Here is a 26,186-nt window from a genome sequence, read left to right on the forward strand (position 1 = left end):
TCTCGATTAAGCTTTAATGCTCAACCTGAACAAGCGCCCACACGCATTACCTGATTAATTTGTTAAAGAGCGGCTTGAGATCTCAGTGAAGCCCGATGCGCTGGGCTGTTGTCTCAAGCGAGGTGCGTATAGTATAGATCAAAATCAGGAAGGTCAACGGCTTTTTTGTAATTATTTTACCGGATGACTAAAACGGAGCAGTCTGCACGTTCAACTACCTTGGACGTCACAGAACCAATCAAAATATTTTCCACCTTTGAGTGGCTGTGACTCGGCAACATGATCAGATCAGGTTGCACTTCCCGTGCATATTTCAGGATTTCCTTGAAGATAACACCTTCAGTTGCCTTCGTGAAAAACGGACCGATTTCTGGCATGACTTGTTTGACCAGCAAACGCATCTCATCTTCCAGAACTCGAAGGGCACTGGCAATCTCCTCCTTGGGCAAATAAGCCCCAAGGAGAGGCACAGGTTTAGGCAGTATGGACATGAAGTACATCTCGACAGGGCGATCCCCCAAATAGGTTTTCGCCCTTACCAGTCCGGCAATTGCAGAGTCACGATCCTGAAGATCAAGCGGCAATATAATCTTGATACTCATTTCCAGCTCGCCCGCCACACTAGACCGAAAGGCTTCATCACCGCACAACCATGACTGATATATTACTGTGTTTGACCACATGAGCCGAATTAGGCCCCAACACATAATCTGCCAGCTTGCGCTTGTTATGTGCAGCCATCACGATCAAGTCAGCATCTATATCCTTGGCGATATTAACAATCGTTTCCCAGGGTGAACCGTCGGCAACGATGCGCTGAACTTTGATATCCTCCGGAATATTATCCTGAACGAACTTCTTAAGCTCTTCCTTCAGCAGGGTATGCGCTTTAGTGGAAAAGTCCTTAGGAAAGAAAGAACCCACCATCGGCATGGCAAAATCAGGCAATACTGTCAGTATATGCAAGGATGCGTTATAGGTCCGGCACAGATTCAATGCGACAGGCAAGGCTCGCTTCCATGAATTCGGCTCACTCAGTACGACCGGCATGAGTATTTTGTTATACATAGTCTCTCCTAGGCCATAGCAGACTGAGCAGGTTCAGCCTGCCGGTCACGACGGCGCTTTTGCAACCAATAAACCAGACCGAATAACAGAAATCCAGGAATCCAGATCCACTCTTTGGCCCAGCGATCAACCGGCGCACTGACTTCAACAATTTCCTGATCAAAGTCAAATCCAAGATCAGATGCCAGACTGCCAAATGCAACCATATCAACGAAAGCACGATCGCCCTCGACAAACAGTTCCAGACCCAGATTATCCATACGTTCTTCTGCCGTGTTACCTGACGGTACAGGTACCAGGCGATATGTCATCATGGGATCACCAAAATCATCCTCCCCGGCTATCTGCACACGCAGATAGCTGCCTTGCTCCACTCGACCCAGCGCTTCGCTGAACTCAGCTGGCGGAACCAACTGGTAGGGGTCGTGTATCTTGTCCATCCAATATCCCGGGCGGAAGAGGGTAAAGGCGATCAGCAATAGCAACAGTGTTTCATACCAACGACTGCGCGTCAGCATATATCCCTGAGTCGCCGCAGCAAAGATCAACATGGCGATCGTCGCCACTATAAAGATCATGATCCCCTGCATAAAGCTGACGTTGATCAATAACAGGTCGGTATTAAAAATAAACAGGAACGGCAACGCAGCTGTTCGCAGGCTGTAATAAAATGCCTGAAAACCGGTCCTCAAGGGGTCACCACCCGATACGGCGGCTGCCGCAAAGGATGCCAGCCCTACAGGCGGGGTTACGTCAGCCATAATACCGAAATAAAAGACGAACAGATGGACCGCAATAAGCGGCACCAGCAAACCATTCTGCTGCCCCAGCATCACCACAACAGGTGCCATCAAGGCTGATACCACAATGTAGTTGGCCGTGGTTGGCAAGCCCATTCCCAGAATCAGACTGAGTAACGCCGTCAGCAACAGGATCAGCATCAGGTTACCCATCGCCAGGATCTCAACCACATCTGCCAATACCAGTCCGACACCTGTCTGAGAAACAGCACCGACAACGATACCGGCAGTCGCCGTCGCGATACCTATACCAATCATGTTCCGTGCGCCGGTTACCAGCCCGTTCCACAAATCCTGAATTCCTTCACGAATGTCAGCCACTGGCTGACTACGATTCCGGAACAAGGCAATCAAGGGTCGCTGAGTAAGCATGATGAAAATCATGAATACAGTTGCCCAGAAGGCTGACAGCCCCGGAGAAAGGCGTTCAACCATCAGACACCAGACCAGTACGATGACCGGCAAAATATAGTGCAGGCCCACCATCACGGTAGGACGGGTCTGAGGCAAAGAGATCACTGCCGAGTTAGGATCATCCAACTCCAGCTCAGGGTAGGCTGAACCGACCTTGAGCAACAGGACATAGACAGCTGCCAAGGCCAGCGAGACAACCCAGGGGGTCGCGTCACCCAAAACCGGTTTTAACCAGCCCAGACCGTAATACACTGCAAAAGACAATAGCATCAACAGCACAATACCGGTCATAAAGCCGATGACTTTATTCAACAACGGACGTACAGGATTATTGGAAGGAAGGCCTTTCATATTCGCCTTGAGCGCTTCCAGATGCACGATATAGATCAACGCAATATAGGAAATGACCGCTGGTAAGAAAGCATGCTTGATGACTTCTACATAGGAGATACCCACGTATTCAACCATCAGGAAGGCAGCAGCACCCATCACGGGCGGCATAATCTGACCATTTACCGATGATGACACTTCTACTGCACCGGCTTTTTCAGAGCTGAACCCAACCCGTTTCATCATTGGGATGGTAAAGGTACCGGTAGTCACCGTATTCGCAATCGATGATCCTGAAATCAGACCGGTCATACCTGATGCAACAACTGCAGCCTTCGCAGGGCCACCGCGCAAATGCCCCAGCATGGAAAATGCAACTTTAATAAAGTAATTACCCGCGCCAGCTTTATCGAGCAGCGCGCCAAACAGCACAAACAAGAACACAAAGCTCGTTGAGACGCCTAGCGCGATACCAAACACACCCTGAGCTGTCAGCCATTGATGGTTAATCAACCCGTTAACGCTGACACCCCGATGAGCAAGAATGCCTGGCATATGAGGACCCAACAAGCTGTAAGCCAAAAACACAGATGCCACAATAACCAAAGGAGGTCCCAACGCACGCCGCGTCGCTTCCAGCAACAAAATCAGACCCATCACGCCAACAATAACGTCCTGTAGAATCGGTGCACCAGGACGTGCTGACAGCTGGGTATAAAAAATATAGATATACGCTGCACAGAAAGCAGCCACCAAACCTATCGCCCAATCGGGTAGAGGAATACGGTTGCGCGGCGAGCGCTTGAAGGCAGGGTACGCCATAAACGCCAAGGTTAGCGCAAATGTTAGATGGATCGAGCGTGCTTCGGTCGAATTAAATACCCCAAAGCCAACCAAAAAGGGCAGAGGAGACGCTATCCAGAGTTGAAACAGCGACCAGGCGGCAGCAATTGATACCAATAGTTTACCTTGAAATCCGACCGGTGACCTTGCACCCGTATCGGATGCCGCTACCATTTCATCAAGGTCTACAGTTGAAGTTGCAGGTTTCTGCGTGTCTGTGGTCATAGGTTATGCCTGTTATCTGGAAAACGCTAATGCTCTTGGCCACATCCCTGCCTAAGCCACGTACGTCCTTGTACATGCGCCGCTCCTGCGCATCCTTGCGCCCGCGGCATATAACGCCAAGGACGGCGTGTATGCAGAAAACACAGGAGCGGTTTTCTGCCCGTACTTCCTGTACATAAAAAAATGCGCGACGGTTAGGGCGCGCATTTATCTTCACCAGGTACCTGGATTACTCCTGAATCCAGCCACGCTCAACGTAGTAACGCTTGGCGCCTTCGTGCAGAGGTGCTGTCAGACCGTCAGAGATCATGTCAGCCTCAGTCAGGTTAGCAAACGCCGGATGCAGACGCTTGAAGCGGTCAAAGTTATCAAATACCGCCTTCACTGTATGGTAGACGGTGTCATCATCAACACCTGCATGACTGACAAAGGTTGCAGCTACACCAAAGGTTTCAACGTCATTGTCATTGCCACGATAAAGACCGCCAGGGATTACGGAACGCGTATAGTACGGATAGGTAGCCACCAGTTCATCAATTGCATCGCCGGTTACAGGTACCAGTCTGGCATCTACAGTAGTCGTCGCTTCCTGGATAGAGCCATTCGGATGACCGACAACATACACCATCGCATCGATATTGTTATCTGCCAATGCTGAAGCCTGCTCGGCAGCATCCAGCTGAGATGCCAACGCAAAGTCACTGACACTCCAGCCCATCGCATTCATGACAACATCCATGGTGTTACGCTGGCCTGAACCCGGGTTACCAATATTGACACGCTTACCTTTCAGATCAGCAAACTCATTGATACCTGCACTTGCGCGCGCTACAACGGTCAGCGGCTCGCCATGCATGGTAAAGAGTGAGCGCATATCACCCCAGGCACCATCGTCTGCAAAGTTGCCTTCACCATTATAGGCACGGAAATGAACGTCTGATTGAACAACGCCCATATCCAGCTCACCGCTCTTCATGCCGTTAACGTTGGCAACGGAACCGCCTGTAGATGGTGCATTACAACGAACACCATGCTCATCACTGTTACGGTTCACCATACGGCAAACGGACTGACCAACGACATAGTAAACACCTGTCTGGCCACCCGTACCAATAGTGATGAACTTCTGATCGGCAACAGCCTGGCTTGAGAAGGCGGTAGCGCCCAGAACGACACCAGCCACGGCAGCTGCAAGCGAAAGACGTTTCATATAACTTACCTCATCAGGTTTTTAATTTTTGTATTACAGATTACATTCTGATCAGCCCCGGACAGCAAAATCCAAGCTGCCACAGGTAACAGATTCACGATGACCTGCCCCAAACTGACACAGAGCTATAACTAAAGTCTAAAAATAGCCCATTAAACCAAAATTATCAAAGTTTTATCCATCCTGATCAGGAATCAGGCCCTGTTCCTCATAGTAGCGCAAGGCACCAGGGTGGAGCGGCGCGGTTAAAGCATCCTGCACCATTTCTGCAGGATCAAGCTCCGAAAATGCTGGGTGTAGCGCACGAAATGCATCGATATCATCAAAAACGGACTGTACCAGCGTGTATATCACCGGTTCAGGTACCAACTCATGCGTTACCAGAGTTGCCACCAGTCCGAAGGTATCAACAGGCCTATCATTACCACGGTACAGCCCTCCGGGTATGCGAGTCAGACGGTAGTAAGGATGCTCAGCCAAAAGCGTTTCAACCACCTCTCCAGTAACTTGGATAATGCGTACATCACAGGTGGTCGTTGCTTCCTGAACAACGCCACTCGGATGCCCCACGGTATACACAGTTGCATCAATACGGTTATCACAGAGTGCGCTCGCCTGCTCAACAGCGCCCAGTGTATTGACCTCGCTAAACTCGTCCAGCCCCCAACCCTTCAAGGCCATCAGCATCTGCATGGTGGCATACTGGCCCGAACCCGGATTGCCGATATTGACACGCTTGCCACTCAGATCATCCAGTGAGTGAATATCCGAGTCTGCACGCGCCAGCACAGTAAATGCTTCTGAGTGCAATGAAAACACGGATCTTAACCCTGTATCCGGGCCCACATCGGAGAAGCTGCTCGATGTACCCTGCACGGCATGGAAATGCCAATCTGACTGCGCCAGCCCCAAATCGAGATCACCACTGCGTAGTGACTGTAAGTTAAAAATCGTGCCACCTGTTGCTCTGACCGCACAACGAATACCATGCTCGGAACGTTGCCGGTTCACCAGCCGGCATACTGCGCCACCTGCCGGATAATACACACCGGTCACTCCACCAGTGCCAATAGTGACAGTGGTCATAGCCGGTGTCTGCATTTCTGCAGATGCGGAAAAAGCCAGGCACACCAAGCTCGACACAAACATCCCTTTAAAAACTCTATAGATGGCACAATTTTTCAAATCCATATAACCCGCTACTCCGGAGCCAAACCATAACTACTGATGTCTGACAATCTGCCAACACCCCTATGACACTACGTCCGATACAGGTGCCAAGATCACAAACAGAGTATAGTCTATACACAATGAATAATTCAGTTTTCAGGAGTCTTGACGGATGTATACCTTACCTTCATTGGAAGCCACGCGTTCAATCTCATCTCTCGCTGTGTTAACCAGTGGTGGCGATGCTCCCGGCATGAATGCAGCCATTCGCGGCGTGGTACGCTCTGCGCTGAGCCAGGGGATTGAGGTTTATGGCATCCGTCGAGGCTATAGCGGCCTGCTTCAGAATGATATGATCCCGCTGAATTCCGCCTCCGTATCCAACATTGTCCAGCGTGGCGGAACCTTTCTGAAAAGCGCACGCTGCCCGGAGTTTCATGATTCAGACAACCGCCGCAGGGCTGCGGAGCTTCTCAAACAGCGCAACATAGATGCCTTGATCGTGATTGGCGGGGATGGCTCTCTGTCTGGTGCTCATCTGTTTGAAGAGGAAACCGGCATTCCTGTGATCGGCCTGCCAGGCACTATTGATAATGATATTTTCGGCACTGAAGATACGATCGGCTTTGATACCGCCATGAATACGGCCCTGGATGCGATTGACCGGATTCGTGACACAGCAGATTCACACGAACGCCACTTCCTGGTGGAGGTCATGGGACGAAACTCCGGTTTTCTTGCTACTCACGTGGGTATTGCCGCCGGTGCCGAGATGATCCTGGTGCCCGAGTATGCCATTAATATTGAAGAGATTGCGCTGCAACTGGCGGCCAGCCACCGAGCCGGAACCGGCTCCAGCGGTATTATCGTCGTCGCAGAAGGCAACGAACCCAACTTGACCGCCGGTATCGCACAACAGCTTCAGCAGCAGGGTTTGACACCACATATTTCCATACTCGGGCATATCCAGAGAGGCGGGCGCCCCAGTGGCCATGACAGGGTACTCGCGTCCTGCCTTGGAGCCGTTGCAGTAGACTACCTATTGGCAGGCTATAGCGACATTATGGTGGGTGTCAGTAATGGCTGTGTTGTTGATGTACCACTGGATGACCTGATACGTTATCGAAAAGGACTGGATCCAGAATTACTGAAAATCGCGCTACAGTTGCACAAGTAATACTTGTATCGTTGTGTTAACCGCGATGATCCGATACAAAGGGATTATGCTGACGCTCATCTCCGAAGCTGGACATGGGTCCATGCCCGGGGATAAAGCGCACTTCATCGCCCAACGGAAACAGTTTATGGCGAATAGAGTGAATCAGGTCCGCATGATTCCCTTTGGGAAAGTCTGTGCGGCCAATAGACCCATGAAACAGCACATCACCTACCTGAGCCAAGCCTGACGCGGCATGGTAAAACACCACATGTCCCGGAGTATGCCCAGGGCAATGCAACACATCCAGTGTTTCCAGCCCCACCTGCACCTGATCACCATCCTGCAACCAGCGTGAGGGACTGAAGCGTTTTACCGAGGCAAAGCCAAACATACGGCTTTGCTGATCCAGGCCATCAATCCAAAACTGATCGTCCTGATGCGGCCCCTGTATCGGCAGCTTCAAGGATTCAGCCAACTCCGCCGTGCCACCAACATGATCGATATGTCCATGGGTTAACAATATCTGGGTCAGATTAACGCCCTCTGCCTCGGCAGCGGACAGAATTTTTTGCAGATCACCACCCGGATCAACAATAGCCGCCTCTCGCGTTTCATCACACCAGAGCAGGGTGGCATTCTGTTGAAAAGGGGTAACAGGGATGACTCGATATTTCAGCACGGCTTAATCACTCTCTCGTTCAGCGAACACCTCGAGATTATTGCCGATAACCAAACGGATTGAAATGGGCGCACAACAGACCGGGCAATCCTCAGTATATTCCTGATCACCTTCGGTACAATCCACTGTCAGCGAAATAGGCTCACTGCAGTAGGGGCAGAGCAATTCAACAAATTCCAGAGGATTCATACGATTCTCCTGATCCAGTCTTGCGTCAGAGCGACAGGCTCCCAGCCTGCATTGATCTCTCTAAGACTAGTCCAGAAGCGCAAAAAATCACTGATACAAACGACAACAGTTACGACCGGCCGCTTTTGCCTTGTACAGCGCCTGATCAGCATGACGTAACAGCAACGCTGCGCTATCAGTCACGCCCTGCCTGAAACTGGCCACCCCGATACTGACAGACAAATTCAGCGAACCATCTGGCAACATCCGTATCTGCTGACACCGCTCCCGCAAGAGCTCAGCAATACGCATGGCTGCATCAGCCGTCGTCTCGGGCAACACCAGAATGAACTCCTCCCCGCCAAAACGGGCGGCCAACTCACCTGGACGCTGTGCAAAACCCACCAACACTTCGGCCAAGGCTTTCAGACTTTCATCACCGATCTGATGTCCATAACGGTCATTGAGCAGCTTGAAGTGATCGATATCGATCATCAATACCGACAAGGGGTGGTGATAACGCAATGCTCTTCCCACCTCAACATCTATCACCTGATCAAGGCTGCGACGATTTGCCAATCCAGTCAGGCCGTCCTGCTGGGACAGACGCTCCAGTTCTGCATTCGCCTGCTGTAGCCGGTGCATCAGCTGGGAATAACCTTCAATCGCCTGGCGTATCACATCCAGCTCATGAAAGCAGACGCGGCGCAAAGTAATCGGTTGTCCACCCTGATTTTCAATCGAATGCAGGCCATGTACCAACTCCTGAACCGGACTCAGGATCAGGCGTTGAAATGAAAGCAGGATAACCACCGAGAAGATAATCAGCAGCGCAATCAGTATCAGAAAATAATTGCTCACCATTAAGGCATCTTTACCGACTTCAGTGGTAATCTGACGCGCCTTCAGTGCAGCATCCGTACTCAGATAGGCTGATAAATGCTCAATACGCTGATGCGTATCCTCTACCAGCCAATCCAGTTGCAGATTCAAATCAACAACAAAGCGTACCCGGTAAAGCAATTCACCATAGGCCTCTACGGGCAAGAGCGCCTGAAGTTGTTGCAAGGGTTCACTGATAAAAGGCTCACGTATCGACTGAACGGGCAGTCCGGCAAGCAGTCCCCGATAGTAATCCAGACTACCATTACCAGCATCATTGAGGATATCCAGCATCTCTTGCTGTAGCTGCCGCTGCGTATGACGAATACTCAACAGCTCGCGAATATCAAACATGATATTGTTCGCCTCAGCGATCAGGTAATCATCCTGTTCCAGCATAAAGCTGTGAATTAACACTTGAGACAACAAACGATACTGACGCTCTTCAGCCGCGTTTTGCACACGGTAGGCGGCATCCAGATAACTGCTGATTTTTTCAACCTTCAGGGCGTCCTGCTGGGTACGGACCAGCTCCGGTAAATACTCCTCAGCTGTGGCCCGCGTTTGTGCTGATATATCGCGCAACAGGCCCAGGGAAAGTACCAATGCCAAACTGAATACCAGCAGCATACCCAATACGACAACCAGCAACGTCACCGACATTTTCAACTGTGGTCGCCAGGCGATTTTGCTCATATCAATAGATACTGAACGGCATATAGCGACGATTGATGCGCTCATAGGTGCCATTCAGGCGTAGCGTCATCAATGCCTGATTAACCGCTTCAACCAATACTGGCTCGCTTTTCGAAACAGCAATATGTGCATCCGTTTTAAGCAGTCGGTCGATCAGCGGTTCTGATATAAAATCAAAGGATTGCCCGGCATCTGATTGCAGAAAGCTCAACAGGTTAATACTGTCAGACAACACCAGATCCACCTCTGACTGAACCAGCAGCTGCAAAGCCTCTTCCTGATCCAGTGTCAGATGTATTTCCGAATGAGGATAACGTGCCTGCAGAAAGGCTGCCTGGACAGTACCTTCACCCGTTGCTAAACGCTTACCCACCAAAGCCTCAGGTGAGGTGGAGGAAAAACGTCGCGGATCGCCGACAAAGACGGAGTGGCTACGGTAATAATACTCACTGAATAATGCACGCTCACTACGCTCAGACGTTTTTGCCATACTTGCCACAATCATCTGGTAGTCGCCTGCCTCGAGACGATCCAGCAAGTCGTTCCAGGGAACCGCTATCACCTGACAGTCTCGTTCCATAACCTCGCACAGCGCCAAGGCAATATCGACATCAAAGCCAGCCAACTGCCCTCGATCATCCAGATAGCTGAAAGGCGGATAAGCCCCCTCAGTTGCGACAATCAACGGCGCTGCATACACACTGCCTATCAGGCTGAACAACAGGAAAGTACAGGTTTTTTTTATTGTTTTTATCATCATTCAAGTCCGCTATGAACGTAATTAAAGCCTCACCTCAATACCCCGTGACTGCATATACAGCTTGGCTTCAGGAATCGTATACTCATTGAAATGAAAAATGGAGGCTGCCAGAACCGCATCGGCCTTGCCTTCAAGAATGCCATCAACCAGGTGATCCAGTGTGCCAACACCACCGGAGGCAATCACCGGTACATGGACCGCTTCACTGATCGCACGGGTGACGCCCAGATCAAAGCCTGACTTCATGCCATCCTGATCCATCGAGGTCAGCAGAATTTCACCAGCCCCCAGACTCACCATTTTTTGTGCCCAGACCACGGCATCCAACCCGGTCGGCTTACGCCCACCATGAGTGAAAATTTCCCAGCGCTCAGGCTCACCTGGAGCCGACACTTTTTTCGCGTCAATGGCTACCACTATACATTGCGAACCAAACCGCTCTGCTGCCTGCTGTACAAACTCAGGATTAAATACCGCAGCCGTATTGATGGAAACCTTGTCCGCACCGGCATTCAACATCCGCCGAATATCATCGCAGGTGCGGATGCCGCCGCCCACAGTCAAGGGGATAAACACTTCAGAAGCCATACGTTCAACCGTATGCACAGTGGTATCACGCCCCTCATGACTGGCGGTGATATCCAGGAAGGTAATCTCATCCGCACCCTGCTGCTCATAACGGCGCGCTATCTCAACAGGGTCTCCGGCATCACGGATATCCAGAAACTTGACCCCTTTGACGACACGACCATTTTCGACATCCAGACAGGGGATAATACGCTTTGCCAGCCCCATGACAACTCCTTAGACTTTACACAACTGATCGCTGAGCGCTTGCGCTTCAGCTACATCAAGCGTGCCTTCATAGATGGCGCGGCCCGTAATGGCACCCAGTATACCCTGGTCAGCCACTGCAGCCAGACGACGTATATCCTCGATATTGGTGACACCGCCCGACGCAATCACCGGAATGCCGGCATCCTGCGCCAGAGCCACAGTCGCTTCAACATTCACACCCTGCATCATGCCGTCGCGGCTGATATCGGTATAGACAATCGAGGAAACGCCGTCATTACGGAAACGTATGGCCAGATCAGTCGCTTTGACAGTGGACACTTCCGCCCAGCCATCCGTCGCCACATAACCGTCCTGTGCATCCAGCCCGACAATAATATGTCCAGGAAAACGCTGGCACATCTCGGTCACAAATTCCGGCTCTTTAACTGCCTTGGTACCAATAATGACATAATCAACACCGGCATCCAGATACGCCTGGATAATTTCTGGCGAACGTATGCCTCCACCGATCTGGATCGGCAGCTCCGGAAAGGCCTTGGCGATCGCCTTCACAATCTCGCCATTCACAGGTTCTCCGGCAAACGCACCATTCAGATCCACCAGATGCAGACGCCGACAACCTGCCTCTACCCACTTGGCGGCCATCTCGACAGGGCTATCGGAAAACACTGTGGAGTCATCCATGCGTCCCTGACGCAAACGGACACATTTACCATCTTTCAGATCTATTGCAGGAATAATCAGCATATCGGTTTCCAGTTCATCAAAATCGATTATCGACCGGTTGGCAGTATTAAAGCTGGCCATCCCAGTTGAGGAAATTCTGCAGCAGCTTCAACCCTGCCTGCTGGCTTTTTTCCGGGTGAAACTGTACGGCAAAGACATTCTTGTGTGCCAGGGCCACATCAAATGGCACACCATATTCGCAGGTTGCAGCCACCTGTCCAGCCTGAGCCAGACGGACATAATAACTGTGCACAAAATAGAAGCGGCTCAGATCAGCAATACCATCCCATAAAGGGTGCTGGCAGGCCTGTTTGACCTGGTTCCAGCCCATATGCGGCACCTTGAGTGATTGGCCCTGCTGATCCTGCAAGTCTTCCCCGAAAAACTTCACTTGCCCGGGAAACTCGGCCAGACAGTCAACACCGCCATTCTCTTCCGAGCTGTCCATCAGTGCCTGAAAGCCGACACAGATCCCTAGAAACGGCTTGCCGGAGCGAATGGCTTCAGCCACTTCGGCATCCACGCCCAGGCGTCGAATTTCTGCCATACAGTCACGAATAGCGCCAACCCCTGGCAACAACACCCGGTCAGCATCACGTACCTGTTGAGGATCAGCGGTCACACGGACCTCGACACCTGGCTGAACATGCTCAAGTGCTTTCGCCACAGAATGCAGGTTACCCATGCCATAATCGATGACGGCAATACTGCTCATGGTTACAGGCACCCTTTCGTTGATGGCATCATACCGACAGCTCGTGGATCTTCTTCAAGCGCCATACGCAGTGCGCGACCAAACGCCTTAAAGATGGTCTCAGCCTGATGGTGGCTATTTTTTCCGCGCAGATTATCGATATGCAGCGTCACTTTGGCATGATTGACGAAACCATGGAAAAACTCGCTGAACAGATCGACATCAAAACTGCCGATACGACCCCGAGTAAAATCGACATGCATCTCCAAACCGGGACGCCCGGAAAAGTCGATCACTACACGTGACAAAGCTTCATCCAGCGGCACATAGGCATGGCCGTAACGACGAATGCCGGTCTTGTCGCCTACGGCCTGCGCAAACGCCTGACCCAGGGTAATACCGATATCCTCGACCGTGTGGTGATCATCGATATGCAAATCGCCAATCGCATTAACTTCCAGGTCAATAAGACCATGGCGGGAGATCTGATCCATCATGTGATCCAGAAACGGAACCCCTGTATCTGCTTCAAACTTACCGCTGCCATCCAGGTTAACAGCCACAGTGATCTGGGTTTCCAGCGTGTTTCGAGTCACTCTGGCGGTACGCTGCGTCATGATTTTCTCCGCAAACAATTTACTAAATCCTGCTATTATACGGTATAGATGTCGCTAACGGCAGGCCCGATGCCTGTCTGACTGGTGGAAATTGCACCAGATCAGCGTTTTCCATCTTTTCTGACCTGAGAGAGCCACGGATGAAACGTCTTGTCAAAGTACTTGCAGCCACTATTGCACTGCTGCTTTTAGTTCTGGCCATTGGCCTGTTTTACATTACATCTGTAATGGACCCAAATGACTACAAGCCGCGAATAGAGCAACTGGCATTGCAACAGGCCGGACTGGTGCTCAACATTGAAGGCGATATCAGTTGGTCACTCTATCCCTGGCTGGGGATGCAAACCGGAGTGATTCGTGTGGCTTATCCGGATAAGCCCGAGCTGGCCAGACTGGAATCGGCACAGGTTTCACTGCAGCTGATACCACTTTTCTCGGGTCGGGTAGAGATGAGCGACATCATCCTTGAGGGAATGGTGCTCAGCCTGATTAAAGATACCGATGGCAATGTAAACTGGGCACCATCGTCAGAGGAGGCTACAGACAGCCCGGCTGCAGAAACCGCATCCTCAACAGGCAGCACCAGCGATCCACGTGCACTGCCTGAACTCGACATTGCGTCCATCAATCTGCGTCAGGCCAGGATCGAATACACAGACCTGACAGAAAACAGCCGTATCGAATTAAGCGACCTGTCACTGACGACTGGCAGAGTTCTTCCCGGAGAGGTGCTGCCGGTAGAGCTGGACTTCAAACTGCGTCAGTTTGAAGGTGCAGACAGCCTTTTTGAGCTCCGCAGCCAGCTGCGTACACAGCTAAGCTTCGACCTGACAGATGAAACAGTCGCGCTTCAGGCTTTGCAACTGAACATAGGATCACTCAGGATGCAGGGTAACCTGACCCTGTCCGGCTTCAGCGAGCCACAATTCAACGGCGTTCTGGAAGCGTCTCCATTCAATCTCAAGGCTCTCCTGGCCGACCTGGGTCAGACAGCACCCACACTGCAAGACCCCAATGCACTGGAACGTGTCGCCTTTAACAGCCATCTTCAGGGTGATCTGAAGCACCTGTCGCTGGAACGACTGAACCTGTCGCTGGATGACACCACACTGACGGGCCAGGCCCAGGCAGATCTTGAATCAGGCCACCTGACTCTGGTGCTGAATGGTAACCAGTTTAACCTTGACCGCTATCTGCCACACGAGACCAACACCACCGGACAGTCGAGCAGCGCCGAAGCATCCGCCTCCAGTTCCGCCAGCAGCGGCTGGTCTGAGGAACCTTTACTGCCGGTCGAACTGTTACAGACTTTGAACCTGTCAGTTACATTAGACCTGGAACGTTTAACCTTTCAGCAGCGTCACTTTGATCAGCCGGGTATCACACTGTCTGCAAAACAGGGACTGGTGCAACTGGAGCGCCTGACCACACAGCTCTACGCTGGCCAACTGAACGCCAACGGCAGTCTGGACGTACGTGAAAGCACCCCGCAGACCGCAGTGAAAGCCCAGATCAGCAATATTCAGATAGGCCAGTTACTGCAAGAGCTCGCAGACACAGATCAGCTTAGCGGGCTCTTTTCTGCAGACACTGACCTGACAATGCGCGGCAACTCAATGGATGCGATGATCCGCAGCCTGAATGGACAAGCCCGTATTCAGATGAAAGATGGCGTCTTGCGTGGCATCGATATGGCACAAACGGTTTGTCAGGGCATTCAGACCGTGACCGCTCTGGGGGTCAACCCTCAGCAGGTAGATCGCTCCACGCCTTTTGCTGACCTGTCCGGCAACTTCCGAATCCGCAATGGCGTCATCGACAATAATGATCTGGAGGCGCTGTTGGACGCCATGCGTTTACGCGGCCAGGGCCAGGTGAATCTGCCAACACAATCCATAGATTATCGCCTGGGCTTTACCCTGCAGGAGAATCTGTTCCAGCAAACCTGTTCGGTCAACAACCGACTTGAAGGACTGGAGCTGCCGATCGACTGCAAAGGTCAGTTTGACACGCCACCTCTGCAGATGTGTCGCCCAGACACCAGCGTTTTCACCCAACTGTTGCGTCAGGAAGTACAACGCAAAATCGAAGAGCGTATTGGTGGCAGTGTTGAAGAGCAAATTCGGGAGCGTGTCGGCGGGGATGAGCGGGCGCGTGACCTGATCCGAGGTCTGCTGCGCTAAATGAGTTCCCTGAACACCCCCATCAGTGACGTCCTGCTGGACTGGTTTGACCAGCATGGGCGTCATGACCTGCCCTGGCAGCAAGACAAATCGCCCTACCCGGTATGGGTGTCGGAAATCATGCTGCAACAAACCCAGGTCAGCACCGTCATTCCGTACTACCAGCGGTTTATCGACACTTTCCCGACCGTCGAGGCGCTGGCAAATGCCCCAATTGATCAGGTACTGCACCTTTGGACCGGTCTGGGTTATTACGCCCGTGCGCGCAATCTGCATAAAACTGCACAACTGATTGTCGAACAGTACCAGGGCATTTTCCCAGCCTCTCTCGACGCACTGCAGGCACTCCCCGGCATTGGCCGCTCAACTGCAGGTGCAATACTGTCCATTACCCAGAACCAGCCAACGGCGATTCTTGATGGCAATGTAAAACGGGTACTGGCGCGCTATCATGCCATTCAGGAATGGACCGGGGATACCCAGGTGCAGAAACACCTGTGGCAGCTGGCTGAATTTCACACTCCAAAACAGCGTACAGGGGACTATACACAAGCGATCATGGATCTGGGCGCCACACTCTGTCGTCGCAGCAAGCCCAGTTGCCTGATCTGCCCACTGCAACCCAACTGCCAGGCCTGGTTACAGGGATTAACGGACACTCTGCCGCGCCCCCGTCCCCGAAAAACACTTCCAGAACGTACTGTAACACTGGCATTACTGCAAAATAATCAGGGTGAAATCTGGCTGCAACAACGACCGCCCAGTGGCATCTGGGGTGGACTTTGGAGCCTGCCTGAAATCGATGACCCGATCGCATTTGACCTGTCGGCACAGCAACCCACGGAAACGCTACCACCACTGAAACACACCTTCAGTCATTTCCAGCTACAGATCACTGTTGAACGCTACCGCCTGCCAAACGATCTGCATTGCGTCATGGATACGGCAGAAGGTCTCTGGTATAACGTTGACCAACCGCAGCAGGCCGTGGGGTTAGCAGCCCCGATCAAGAAACTGCTACAACAATTTTCGCAACACAGATCATCTTCCAGATGACTCAGGAGTCACTCATGAGCCGTACCGTATTCTGTCAAAAATACCAGCAAACCCTTGAGGGCCTGGAAAAGCCACCTTACCCGGGCCCAGTAGGCCAAAAAATCTATGAGAACGTATCCAAAAAAGCCTGGCAGGAATGGACAGACCATCAGACGATGCTGATTAATGAAAAGCATCTCAATATGATGGATCCGGCAAGCCGACAGTTTCTGCAACAGCAAATGGAGAAGTTTCTGTCTGGCGAGGATTTTGAACAGGCAGAGGGCTACGTTCCCCCAAGCAACAGCTGAACCTGTCGCCTGCCCGGATCACGCCGGGCAGGCAGCTAAACCGCTATTCAGTATCAGGTAACGGACGCCGTCTTTTTTCTTCTGCACGACGCATCAGATACCAGGCAATAAAGGCTATTAGCGAAACCGCCAGTATGATCAGTGTTGCCAGAGCGTTTATCTTGGGTGATACACCCAGGCGCACGGACGAAAACACTACCATAGGCAGCGTCGATGCCCCTGGCCCGGAGACAAAGCTGGCGATTACCAGATCATCCAGAGACAGGGTGAACGCCAGTAGCCAGCCAGCTACCAGCGCCGGAGTAATGACCGGAATGGTGATCAGAAAAAAGGTCTTGAAGGGAGTGGCACCCAGATCCATTGCTGCTTCTTCAATCGACAAATCCAGCTCTCTGAGCCGGGATGAAACTACCACTGCCACATAAGCACTACAGAAGGTGGTATGTGCAATCCAGATGGTCACCATGCCTCGATCCGCTGGCCAACCGATTATCTGCGCCATATGCACAAACAACAGCAGCAGCGATAAACCTGTGATCACCTCTGGCATAACCAAAGGTGCCGTAATCATGCTGGATAACATGGTCCGACCACGGAAACGCCGAAAGCGCGTCATCACAAAAGCGGCTAACGTACCGATACAGACCGCCATCGTGGCGGAGAAAAAGGCTATCCGCAAACTCATCCATACCGCAGACAACAACTGCTGGTCACGGAAAAGCTCAACATACCAACGTGTCGAAAAACCCGCCCAGACCGTCACCAGACGGGATGAGTTGAACGAATAGAACATCAATATAGCCATCGGAATGTATAAAAACAGCAATCCGATCACCAGCATGACGGTGGAAAAACTGACGTTTCTCAATCTAGCCATTCTTTTCCATCTCCTTCGCCTGCGAACGGTGGAAGAGTATGATCGGCACAATCAACAAGGCCAGCATGATCACCGCCAACGCCGATGCCACCGGCCAGTCACGGTTATTGAAGAACTCTTCCCAGAGCACTTTACCGATCATCAGCGTATTCGGCCCACCCAAAAGTTCAGGGATAACAAACTCGCCGACAGCCGGAATAAACACCAGCATGGAGCCAGCAATAATGCCGCCACGCGACAAGGGCAGGGTGATACGCCAGAAGGTATTCACTTTTCGAGAGCCCAGATCAGAGGCAGCCTCCAGCAAGCTGGGATCCATTTTCACCAGGTTCGCATACAAAGGCAGAATCATGAACGGCAAATAGGCATACACAATACCGATAACAACAGCAATATTGGTGTTCATCAATCGCAAGGGTTCTTTGATAACGCCCAGCCAGAGCAGCAGGTTATTCAACAGTCCCTGGTTACTTAAAATCCCCATCCAGGCATACACACGGATCAGAAACGACGTCCAGGATGGCAACATGATCAGCAGCAATAACACCAGCTGCCAATGCAGCGGCGCACGCGCCATGGCATAGGCCATCGGATATCCGAGCAACAAACACAGCAGGGTGGAAATCAGGGCGATTTGTAACGAGCCTATATAGGCAGCAACATACAGGCTGTCAGATGCCAGAAACAGGTAATTGCCCATATTCAGAACGATCGACAGCGTCTCATTCACATAGCTGAAGACCGGCTGATACGGCGGTATTGAAATGACTGCGGAAGAAAAACTGATTTTCAGTACCAGAGCGAAGGGTAACAGAAAGAACAGCAGCAGCCAGATAAAGGGAATTCCAAAGACCAGCACACGACCATTTGGAAGCCAGCGTCGCAGTCTGGCCAGTATACCACCTTGACCCATCATGGCTCAGTCCCACAAAACCACTGGGGCGGAGTCGTCCCAGCTGACAAACACAGGATCATCCCAAGTGGGGCGATCACCACGCCGTTCGGTATTGGCAATACTGGCCTGTATAATCCGGCCAGACGTCAATTTGACGTAATACACCGAGGTACCACCCAGATAGGCAATATCATGCACCTTGCCCGCGCACCAGTTGAACTCACCCTCCGGCTGTTCACGACTGATCAGCGTTTTTTCCGGACGCAGCGCTACCATCGCAGATTCACTTTCAGCGCGCGTACTGACACCATGTCCGATATAGACAGGACGATCGAGGTCTGCAGACTCCAGCGTCAGACTGTCAGCCTCATCCTCCAGAATACGGCACTCAAAAATATTCACCGAACCGATGAATTCGGCAATCATCCGACTGTTCGGACTCTCATAGATATCGATGGGCGAACCGATCTGGGCAATCCAGCCTTCTGACATGATGGCGATACGGTTTGCCATGGTCATCGCTTCTTCCTGATCGTGTGTCACCAGAACACAGGTCACACCCACTTTTTCCAGAATATCGACCACTTCCAGCTGCATTTCGGTGCGCAACTTCTTGTCCAGGGCACCCATTGGCTCGTCCAGTAACAGCAACTTGGGACGTTTCGCCAGTGAGCGAGCCAATGCAACACGCTGTCGCTGTCCGCCAGACAGCTGTGACGGCCGACGCTTGGCATATTTTTCCATTTTCACCAGACGCAGCATTTCAGCAACACGCTGCTGAATCTCAGCCTTGGGAATCTTGTCCTGCTTTAAACCAAACGCAATATTCTGCTCCACCGTCATATGCGGAAACAGTGCATAGGACTGAAACATCATATTGATAGGACGCTCATAAGGGGGCAGATCGGTAATATCTTTACCATCCAGCAGAATGCGCCCTTCACCAGGCTTTTCAAACCCTGCCAGCATGCGCAGGAGAGTCGATTTACCCGAGCCGGAGCCGCCCAGCAACGCAAAGATTTCACCACGATGGATGTTGATACTGACGTTATCAACCGCCAGCACATCATCAAATTGCTTACTCACATTCTGAATCTGAAGCAGCACTTCTGGCGCCGAATCAGTCACAGCTGTGGTCTTCAAGGCTCCCGAGACACCCGGCATTCACCCGCCCTCCTGAGGTCACAGAATAAGAAAACAGCCGCCTGCAAAGCAGGCGGCTCCAGAGAGTATTAACGGCCTGATTTTACCCGGTTCCAGGTACGGGTAATGATGCGCTGAGTATCCAGTGGACGCTCTTTGGCAATATACAGGTGCTCCTTGACTTCGGCGGTCGGATAGATCGACTCGTCACTCAGGATATCCGGATCGACAAACTCATCAGCCGCAGCATTCGGGTTGGCATACCAGACATAGTTGGTGATATCGGCAATAATCTCCGGACGCAGCAGGAAGTCGATCAACTTATGCGCATTGTCGACGTTGCGGGCACCATCAGGAATGGCCAGCATATCAAACCACAGAGCAGCACCTTCCTTCGGGATGGTATAGATAATAACGTTACCATTATCCGCTTCTTCGGCACGCTCTGCAGCTTGCAGCACATCTCCGGAATAACCGGCTGCCACGCAAATTTCGCCATTCGCCAGATCAGAGATATAGCGCGAGGAATGGAAATAAGTCACATGTGGCTGAACCGCACTGATCACTTCAGCAGCCTTGGCAAAGTCATCCGCTTCATTACTGTGAGGATTCAGACCCAGGTAAGCCATTGCCGCTGGCAGCATTTCATCGCCGGAGTCCAGCATACTGATACCGCAACCGGCAGCAGCCAGCTGAGCCGTAATTTCCGGATCAAACATCAGGGCCCAGGAATCCACCGGCGCATCATCGCCGAGAATTTCCAGGATACGCCCTTCGTTATAGCCATAGCCGTTTGTACCCCACAGATAAGGCACAGAGAAACGACTACCGGGATCAACATCTTCCAGGATGAGCATCAGGTCTGGATTCAGGTTACCCAGGTTGCTCAGTTTGCTGTGATCCAGCTCAACAAAAGCACCGGCACTGATCTGTTTGGTCAGATAATGATTCGATGGTACCACCAGATCATAACCAGAGCGGCCAGACAAAAGTGCCGCCTCCAGGACCTCATTGCTGTCGAACACATCATAGATCACACGAATACCGGTTTCGGCAGTGAATTTTTCCAGGGTGTCTTCGGCTATGTAGTCGGACCAGTTGTACACTCTGACTTCATTGGCGCTGGCCAGGGTAGAGCCAAACGCCAATGCAACGGATGTCGCAAGCAACGCTCTTTTGAAAGTTCTGATCATCGGTACACCTCATACTTGGGTAAGGAGGTTGAAAACGGCGGCGCATTTTCAACGCTTTTAAACATATTTAACATAGTCTGACTGAAAAAAAACGGAAAATTTTTAACCCGTTTTTTCTTATCAGACTGATAACAGCAAAAATTCACGCTCCCAGGAGCTGATCACTTGCTTGAAGTTCTCATGCTCGACGCGCTTCACCGCAATGTAACCTTTAACAAACTCAGGCCCCAGGTACTCACGAATCACCTTGGAATGCTCCATACGCTCCAGCGCCGCTTCCAGGGTCAGTGGCAAACGCAGATTACGACGTTCATAGGCACGCCCCTGCACTGGTGCTGACGGGTTGATTTTTTTCATCATCCCCAGGTAACCACACAGCAAACTGCCAGCAATCGCCAGATACACATTGGCATCAGCACCCGGCAGGCGGTTCTCCACGCGACGATTCTGTGGATCTGAATCCGGTACGCGTAAACCGCAGGTACGGTTTTCCAGACCCCATTCCACGTTCACCGGCGCAGACGTATCTGGCAGGAAACGCCGGAAAGAATTCACATTCGGCGCCAGCAGCGGCAGAATTTCCGGGATATATTTTTGCAAGCCACCTATGTGGTGCAGGAAGAGCTCACTCATTTTGCCCTGAGCATCCGAAAACACCGATTCGCCGGTTTCTATATCGACAACGCTCTGATGCAGGTGCATCGCGCTGCCGGGTTCATTACTGACAGGCTTGGCCATAAAGGTCGCAGTGACATCATGTTTCAGCGCCGCCTCACGCATGGTGCGCTTGAAGACAAACACTTGATCAGCCAGCTGTAACGGGTCGCCATGACGGAAGTTGATCTCCATCTGGGCCGTGCCTTCCTCATGAATCAGCGTATCGATATCCAGCCCTTGCAGCTCACACCAGTCGTACATGTCTTCAAACAACGGGTCAAACTCATTCGCAGCATCTATCGAAAACGACTGGCGTCCTGTTTCCTGACGACCTGAGCGTCCGATCGGCGGCTGCAATGGCAGATCAGGATCTTCGCAACGGCGGGTCAGATAGAACTCCATTTCAGGCGATACGATAGGTTTCCAGCCCTGCTCCTCATACAAGCGCAGCACTTTCTTCAGCAGGTTACGTGGCGACAGATGGATCGGCAGGCCATTACGATCATAGCAGTCATGAATTACCTGAGCTGTTGGCTCCAGCGCCCAGGGAATCAGGAAAATCGCATCCGGGTCCGGGTGACAAATCATATCGATATCAGCGGGATCGAGCAGATCATAGTAAATATCATCTTCAACATAATCCCCTGTCACGGTCTGCAGCAGAATACTTTCCGGCAACCGCATACCCTTTTCGGCAATGAACTTGGATACCGGGGTAATCTTGCCACGGGCAATACCATTGATATCGCTGACCACACATTCAATTTCGGTGATCTGGTTTTCTTTCATCCAGGTTTCGAGCTTTTTCATAGCATGCCTACTGTTGTCTGTTTGCCGGATTGCTGAGTTGCCAGGCGCTGGGCATGACGTTCACGACACGCATCACCAAACGCTTTCAGAATTGCACGATAAAAGGGGAACTCACCCACCCCTTTGTCTGGATGCCACTGCCACTCCGGATGCCATTGCACTGCCAGAGCAAACCGCTTTGCCTGTTGTACCGAGAAGGCCTCAATCAGACCATCATCCGCAATCGCCTCAACCTGCAGTCCGGGTGCCAGATCACGTACGCCCTGGCCATGCAGGGAATTCACCATCACATCAGCCTCATGCGGCCAGATACTGGCTAACAGGCCTCCTGGCTGCAAAGTGACAGGGTGGGCCAGCGTGTTGTACTGATCATTGATGGATGTGGTTTTGTCTTCCCGATGATCGCGATACCCTGGTACCTCATGCACTTTCTGGTGCAGGGTTCCGCCCAGCGCCACATTCATTTCCTGAAATCCCCGGCAAATACCCAGAACCGGAACACCGGCCGCAACGGCTGCACGGACCAGTGGCAAGGTTGTGGCATCACGGCTGGGATCATGCTCGGAATCAGGCGCACTGGGCTCTCCATCGTAATGATGGGGTTCAATATTTGATGGTGAACCTGTCAGTAACAGACCATCCAGTTGAGCGACCAGCTGGGGCAGGGGGATCTGATCGCCCAGTGCAGGAATCACCAGCGGCATACCGCCAGCGCCTTCAGAGACGGCACGCACATACTTTTCGCCGACAATGAAGAAAGGATGTTTCTCAGGTAGACGCTGACTGCAGGCATTGACGCCAATCAGCGGTAAAGTGGCACAGCTGAGGGGTAAATCGGATGACATAAAATTCCTGTAAGACAAGATAATTAACAAGGCTGAATCAGCCCTCTGCATTAACCTTGTAGCGCGACTCCGGGCGCTTATCAAGGGGGATGAGGGTGAAAGACTGATTATTTTTTCTAACCAGCCAGCTGAACTCAAATGCAGGTCAGAGCAACCGATTCAGTTATTGACAGCGTTTGATTATTAGAATTAACTCACTCAGGGAGACTGATTACCGCGGCTTATTTGCCAGTGAGTTCAGGCTTCCATTTCCCCCTGATGACGCTACTACGTCACAATATAACGAGAATAGTTAAACAAAAGGTTTCCCTTATGGGTTCGGGTACAGATCACGCCAGTCAATTCCTGCAGGAACATCCAGAGCTGCAATTCATCGATCTACTGATCGCCGATATGAACGGCATCGTGCGAGGCAAACGTGTTGATCCTGGCGCACTACTGAAAGTCTACGAAAAAGGCGTGGCATTGCCTGCCTCTATCTTTGCCCTCAACATTCAGGGCACCACTGTTGAAGAAACCGGACTCGGTCTCGATATCGGGGAAGCCGACCGCATCTGTCTGCCTGTGCCAGACACACTGAGTATGGAACCCTGGCAAAAGCGTCCGACCGCCCAGCTGCTGATGAGCATGTATGAGCTGGATCGTGAAACGCCGTTCTTTGCCGATCCTCGTGTGGTATTACAGAAAGTTGTTGATCGCTTCAGCGAGCTGGGGCTTAAACCCGTTACCGCCTTCGAGCTGGAGTTTTACCTGATTGATCAGGAAAACATCTCCGGGCGGCCTCAGCCACCCAAATCACCGATTTCAGGCAAGCGCCCGGCCAGTGTACAGGTCTACTCCATTGATGATCTGGATGAATACGCAGACTTCCTTGCCGATGTGCTGGATGCTGCCCATGAGCAGGGCATTCCCGCAGACGCATTGGTCGCCGAGTCCGCTCCCGGTCAGTTCGAAGTCAACCTGCACCATGTCGATGACCCCATCAAGGCCTGTGATCACGCAACACTGCTGAAGCGACTGATCAAAAATATGGCTTATGACCATGAAATGGACACCACTTTCATGGCCAAACCCTATCATGACCAGTCTGGCAGCGGTATGCACCTGCATATCAGCCTGATTGACGAGCAGGGCAAGAACATTTTCGCTGGCGATCCGGAAGCGCCGAATGACATGCTGCGCTGGGCCGTGGGTGGTTTGCTGGCCACCATGAACGATGCCATGGCGCTGCTCTGCCCGAATATTAACTCTTACCGTCGTTTCAGCCCGGAGTACTATGTACCCAGCGCCCCGACCTGGGGTTTGGATAACCGCACCACAGCATTAAGACTTCCGGGTGGCGATCCGGAGGCTCTGCGTATTGAGCATCGTATAGCCGGAGCGGATGCCAATCCCTACCTGCTGATGGCCGCCGTACTGGCTGGCATTCACTTTGGTATCACTCACAAGATTGAACCCCCTGACATGACCGTGGGCAATGCCCATGAACAGCACGAAGCAACGCTGATCAACAACCTCCGTGACGCCTTGAGAGAACTGGAAGACTCACCCGTCATGCTGGAATACCTGGGCTACAAGTTCCTGAAAATCTTTGTCGCCTGCAAAGAGCATGAACTAACGGAGTTTGAGCACACCATTTCAGATCTGGAGTATCTTTGGTATCTCCATACCGTCTGACAAAAACCTGGACAAGGATCGCTTGATGAGCGCCACAGAACACACCCATTCCTGGTATGCCGCCACCCGCAACCAGCAGCCGGTCTGGCCCAGCCTGCAGGGTTCACTGGATGTTGATGTCTGCGTAGTCGGCGCAGGCTTTACCGGCGTCAACACCGCACTGGAACTGGCACAAAGGGGCTTTCGTGTTGCCCTGCTGGAGGCCAGGAGAGTGGGCTGGGGTGCATCGGGTCGCAATGGTGGTGAACTGATCCGCGGAATTGGTCATGATCTCGACCAGTTTCGCAACACCCTTGGCGATGCCGGTGTACTGGCGTTAAAGCAGATGGGTACAGAAGCTCTGGAGCTGGTGAAGCAGCGTATTGAAACCCACCAGATTGCATGTGATCTGGTGTTGGGCTATGCCGATCTCGGTACGACGCAAAAGCACCGCCCGCAACTGGAGCAAGAGCTTCAGGCACTGCAAGCCATCAACTATCCACATCCTCTCAGACTGCTGGAACCGGATGAACTGAAGCAACAAGTCGTCAACTCGGATTTTTATACCGGCGCACTGGTCGATGAAGGAAGCGGGCACCTGCATCCACTCAACCTGCTGCTCGGTGAAGCCCAGGTTGCCGAGCAGCTGGGGGTCACGATTTTTGAACAGACCGAAGTGCTTCGAGTCAGCAAGGGCGAACGTCCGGTTGTATATACCGCCCAGGGCCAGGTGCACTGCGACCGGCTCGTTCTGGGGTGCAATGGTTACCTCAATCCGGACCTGGATCCCTGGCTGGGTGGAAAGATCCTCCCGGCGGGCAGCTACATCGTGGCAACAGAGCCGCTCACCGATGCGCAGTGTGAACAGTTGATGCCCGGACGAAAAGCCGTTGCCGATATGCGTACTGCTCTGGATTACTACCGCATCAGCCAGGATAACCGGCTGATTTTTGGTGGCTTGTGCACGTATAATGGTAAAGATCCCAAGGACATTGCCGCTGCCTTGCGTCCCAATATTGCCAAGGTATTTCCGCAACTGGGAAGGGTCAATATTGAGTATCAGTGGGGAGGGATGCTGGGTATTGGTGCCAATCGACTACCGCAGATAGGCCAGCTGCCGGACTGCCCGTCAATTTATTATGCACAGGCGTATGCCGGACACGGAGTCAATGCAACCCACCTGGCGGCGAAGTTGCTGGCGGAAACAATCAGCGGCGAAACCGATGAGCGCTACCAGCTGTTCACCCAGGTCAGCCATCTGACCTTCCCTGGTGGTCGTCGTCTGCGTGCACCCCTGCTGGTGGCAGGCATGCTCTGGCATCGCTTTAAGGAACTGTTCTGA

The 26,186-nt window shown here is 52.1% G+C and carries 25 protein-coding genes; 6 read left to right on the forward strand and 19 right to left on the reverse strand.

Annotated elements, in window-relative coordinates; all coding sequences use genetic code 11:
- Nucleotides 1–176 precede the first annotated feature (176 nt).
- The 5 genes from ADINL_RS00005 to ADINL_RS00025 form a co-directional block, all read right to left on the reverse strand.
- On the reverse strand, nt 177–602 hold the full coding sequence (locus ADINL_RS00005; RefSeq protein ID WP_036542227.1) for a universal stress protein: 426 nt from the start codon (nt 600–602) through the stop codon (nt 177–179).
- A gap of 37 nt (nt 603–639) precedes the next feature.
- A complete protein-coding gene (locus tag ADINL_RS00010; protein WP_036542230.1) occupies nt 640–1,068 on the reverse strand; it encodes a universal stress protein in 429 nt (142 codons plus the stop codon).
- Between the two features lie 8 nt (nt 1,069–1,076).
- Nucleotides 1,077–3,680 carry a TRAP transporter permease gene (locus tag ADINL_RS00015; protein ID WP_036542233.1) on the reverse strand — a complete coding sequence of 868 codons (2,604 nt, stop codon included), beginning with the start codon at nt 3,678–3,680 and terminating at the stop codon, nt 1,077–1,079.
- Nucleotides 3,681–3,909: 229 nt separating this feature from the next.
- Complete coding sequence (locus ADINL_RS00020) at nt 3,910–4,890, reverse strand: TAXI family TRAP transporter solute-binding subunit (protein WP_036542237.1); 981 nt, start codon at nt 4,888–4,890, stop codon at nt 3,910–3,912.
- Nucleotides 4,891–5,064: 174 nt separating this feature from the next.
- The gene (locus ADINL_RS00025; RefSeq protein WP_036542556.1) at nt 5,065–6,039 is read right to left on the reverse strand and encodes a TAXI family TRAP transporter solute-binding subunit; all 975 of its coding nucleotides are present in this window, start codon (nt 6,037–6,039) and stop codon (nt 5,065–5,067) included.
- A gap of 193 nt (nt 6,040–6,232) precedes the next feature.
- Between ADINL_RS00025 and pfkA the strand changes: the two genes are divergently transcribed.
- Nucleotides 6,233–7,237, forward strand: a complete 1,005-nt coding sequence (gene pfkA, locus ADINL_RS00030; protein ID WP_051632417.1) for a 6-phosphofructokinase — start codon at nt 6,233–6,235, stop codon at nt 7,235–7,237.
- A 16-nt stretch (nt 7,238–7,253) separates the two neighbouring features.
- Here pfkA and ADINL_RS00035 read toward each other — a convergent pair whose 3' ends face one another.
- The 8 genes from ADINL_RS00035 to hisB all read right to left on the reverse strand — a co-directional run bounded on the left by ADINL_RS00035 (nt 7,254) and on the right by hisB (nt 13,239).
- On the reverse strand, nt 7,254–7,895 hold the full coding sequence (locus ADINL_RS00035) for an MBL fold metallo-hydrolase (protein ID WP_036542563.1): 642 nt from the start codon (nt 7,893–7,895) through the stop codon (nt 7,254–7,256).
- 6 nt (nt 7,896–7,901) lie between these two features.
- Nucleotides 7,902–8,087, reverse strand: coding sequence for a CPXCG motif-containing cysteine-rich protein (locus ADINL_RS00040; RefSeq protein ID WP_036542239.1), 186 nt, complete (start codon nt 8,085–8,087; stop codon nt 7,902–7,904).
- Nucleotides 8,088–8,174: 87 nt separating this feature from the next.
- Nucleotides 8,175–9,644, reverse strand: a complete 1,470-nt coding sequence (locus tag ADINL_RS15760) for a GGDEF domain-containing protein (RefSeq protein WP_051632418.1) — start codon at nt 9,642–9,644, stop codon at nt 8,175–8,177.
- Between the two features lies 1 nt (nt 9,645).
- A complete protein-coding gene (locus ADINL_RS00050; protein WP_036542566.1) occupies nt 9,646–10,401 on the reverse strand; it encodes a transporter substrate-binding domain-containing protein in 756 nt (251 codons plus the stop codon).
- A gap of 24 nt (nt 10,402–10,425) precedes the next feature.
- Complete coding sequence (hisF, locus tag ADINL_RS00055) at nt 10,426–11,199, reverse strand: imidazole glycerol phosphate synthase subunit HisF (protein ID WP_036542242.1); 774 nt, start codon at nt 11,197–11,199, stop codon at nt 10,426–10,428.
- A gap of 9 nt (nt 11,200–11,208) precedes the next feature.
- Nucleotides 11,209–11,949, reverse strand: a complete 741-nt coding sequence (gene hisA / locus ADINL_RS00060; protein WP_036542569.1) for a 1-(5-phosphoribosyl)-5-[(5-phosphoribosylamino)methylideneamino]imidazole-4-carboxamide isomerase — start codon at nt 11,947–11,949, stop codon at nt 11,209–11,211.
- 46 nt (nt 11,950–11,995) lie between these two features.
- Nucleotides 11,996–12,643 carry an imidazole glycerol phosphate synthase subunit HisH gene (gene hisH, locus ADINL_RS00065; RefSeq protein ID WP_036542245.1) on the reverse strand — a complete coding sequence of 216 codons (648 nt, stop codon included), beginning with the start codon at nt 12,641–12,643 and terminating at the stop codon, nt 11,996–11,998.
- Nucleotides 12,644–12,645: 2 nt separating this feature from the next.
- Nucleotides 12,646–13,239: an imidazoleglycerol-phosphate dehydratase HisB gene (hisB, locus tag ADINL_RS00070; protein WP_036542570.1), complete on the reverse strand. Its 594-nt coding sequence runs from the start codon at nt 13,237–13,239 to the stop codon at nt 12,646–12,648.
- Nucleotides 13,240–13,379: 140 nt separating this feature from the next.
- Here hisB and ADINL_RS00075 point away from each other — a divergent pair, with 140 nt between their 5' ends.
- Genes ADINL_RS00075 through ADINL_RS00085 form a run of 3 tightly spaced genes read left to right on the forward strand, consistent with a single transcriptional unit; the run spans nt 13,380 to nt 16,768 of the window.
- Nucleotides 13,380–15,422: an AsmA family protein gene (locus ADINL_RS00075; RefSeq protein ID WP_036542248.1), complete on the forward strand. Its 2,043-nt coding sequence runs from the start codon at nt 13,380–13,382 to the stop codon at nt 15,420–15,422.
- Nucleotides 15,423–16,478 (forward strand): A/G-specific adenine glycosylase, encoded by a 1,056-nt coding sequence (mutY, locus tag ADINL_RS00080; RefSeq protein ID WP_036542251.1) that lies wholly within the window; start codon nt 15,423–15,425, stop codon nt 16,476–16,478.
- A gap of 14 nt (nt 16,479–16,492) precedes the next feature.
- Nucleotides 16,493–16,768 carry an oxidative damage protection protein gene (locus ADINL_RS00085; RefSeq protein WP_036542254.1) on the forward strand — a complete coding sequence of 92 codons (276 nt, stop codon included), beginning with the start codon at nt 16,493–16,495 and terminating at the stop codon, nt 16,766–16,768.
- 43 nt (nt 16,769–16,811) lie between these two features.
- On the opposite strand, the gene ADINL_RS00090 is transcribed toward ADINL_RS00085, so the two are convergent.
- The 6 genes from ADINL_RS00090 to ADINL_RS00115 all read right to left on the reverse strand — a co-directional run bounded on the left by ADINL_RS00090 (nt 16,812) and on the right by ADINL_RS00115 (nt 23,188).
- Entirely contained in the window at nt 16,812–17,645 is an 834-nt protein-coding gene (locus tag ADINL_RS00090; RefSeq protein WP_036542257.1) for an ABC transporter permease subunit, read from the reverse strand.
- Nucleotides 17,638–18,561 (reverse strand): ABC transporter permease subunit, encoded by a 924-nt coding sequence (locus ADINL_RS00095; RefSeq protein WP_152547581.1) that lies wholly within the window; start codon nt 18,559–18,561, stop codon nt 17,638–17,640. Before ADINL_RS00095 ends, ADINL_RS00090 begins: the two co-directional genes overlap by 8 nt.
- A gap of 3 nt (nt 18,562–18,564) precedes the next feature.
- Nucleotides 18,565–19,704, reverse strand: coding sequence for a polyamine ABC transporter ATP-binding protein (potA, locus tag ADINL_RS00100; RefSeq protein ID WP_036542263.1), 1,140 nt, complete (start codon nt 19,702–19,704; stop codon nt 18,565–18,567).
- Nucleotides 19,705–19,772: 68 nt separating this feature from the next.
- Nucleotides 19,773–20,876, reverse strand: coding sequence for a polyamine ABC transporter substrate-binding protein (locus tag ADINL_RS00105; protein WP_036542266.1), 1,104 nt, complete (start codon nt 20,874–20,876; stop codon nt 19,773–19,775).
- A 120-nt stretch (nt 20,877–20,996) separates the two neighbouring features.
- Entirely contained in the window at nt 20,997–22,343 is a 1,347-nt protein-coding gene (locus ADINL_RS00110) for a glutamine synthetase family protein (protein WP_036542271.1), read from the reverse strand.
- Nucleotides 22,340–23,188, reverse strand: a complete 849-nt coding sequence (locus ADINL_RS00115) for a gamma-glutamyl-gamma-aminobutyrate hydrolase family protein (RefSeq protein WP_051632420.1) — start codon at nt 23,186–23,188, stop codon at nt 22,340–22,342. The genes ADINL_RS00110 and ADINL_RS00115 overlap by 4 nt, the downstream gene beginning before the upstream one ends.
- A gap of 312 nt (nt 23,189–23,500) precedes the next feature.
- On the opposite strand from ADINL_RS00115, the gene ADINL_RS00120 reads away from it, so the two are divergent.
- Together ADINL_RS00120 and ADINL_RS00125 are read left to right on the forward strand one after the other, a co-directional pair.
- Nucleotides 23,501–24,865: a glutamine synthetase family protein gene (locus tag ADINL_RS00120; protein WP_036542274.1), complete on the forward strand. Its 1,365-nt coding sequence runs from the start codon at nt 23,501–23,503 to the stop codon at nt 24,863–24,865.
- Nucleotides 24,866–24,890: 25 nt separating this feature from the next.
- Nucleotides 24,891–26,186: an NAD(P)/FAD-dependent oxidoreductase gene (locus tag ADINL_RS00125; protein WP_036542277.1), complete on the forward strand. Its 1,296-nt coding sequence runs from the start codon at nt 24,891–24,893 to the stop codon at nt 26,184–26,186.

It is taken from the genome of Nitrincola lacisaponensis, from assembly GCF_000691225.1.
Taxonomy (GTDB): Bacteria; Pseudomonadota; Gammaproteobacteria; order Pseudomonadales; family Balneatricaceae; genus Nitrincola; species Nitrincola lacisaponensis.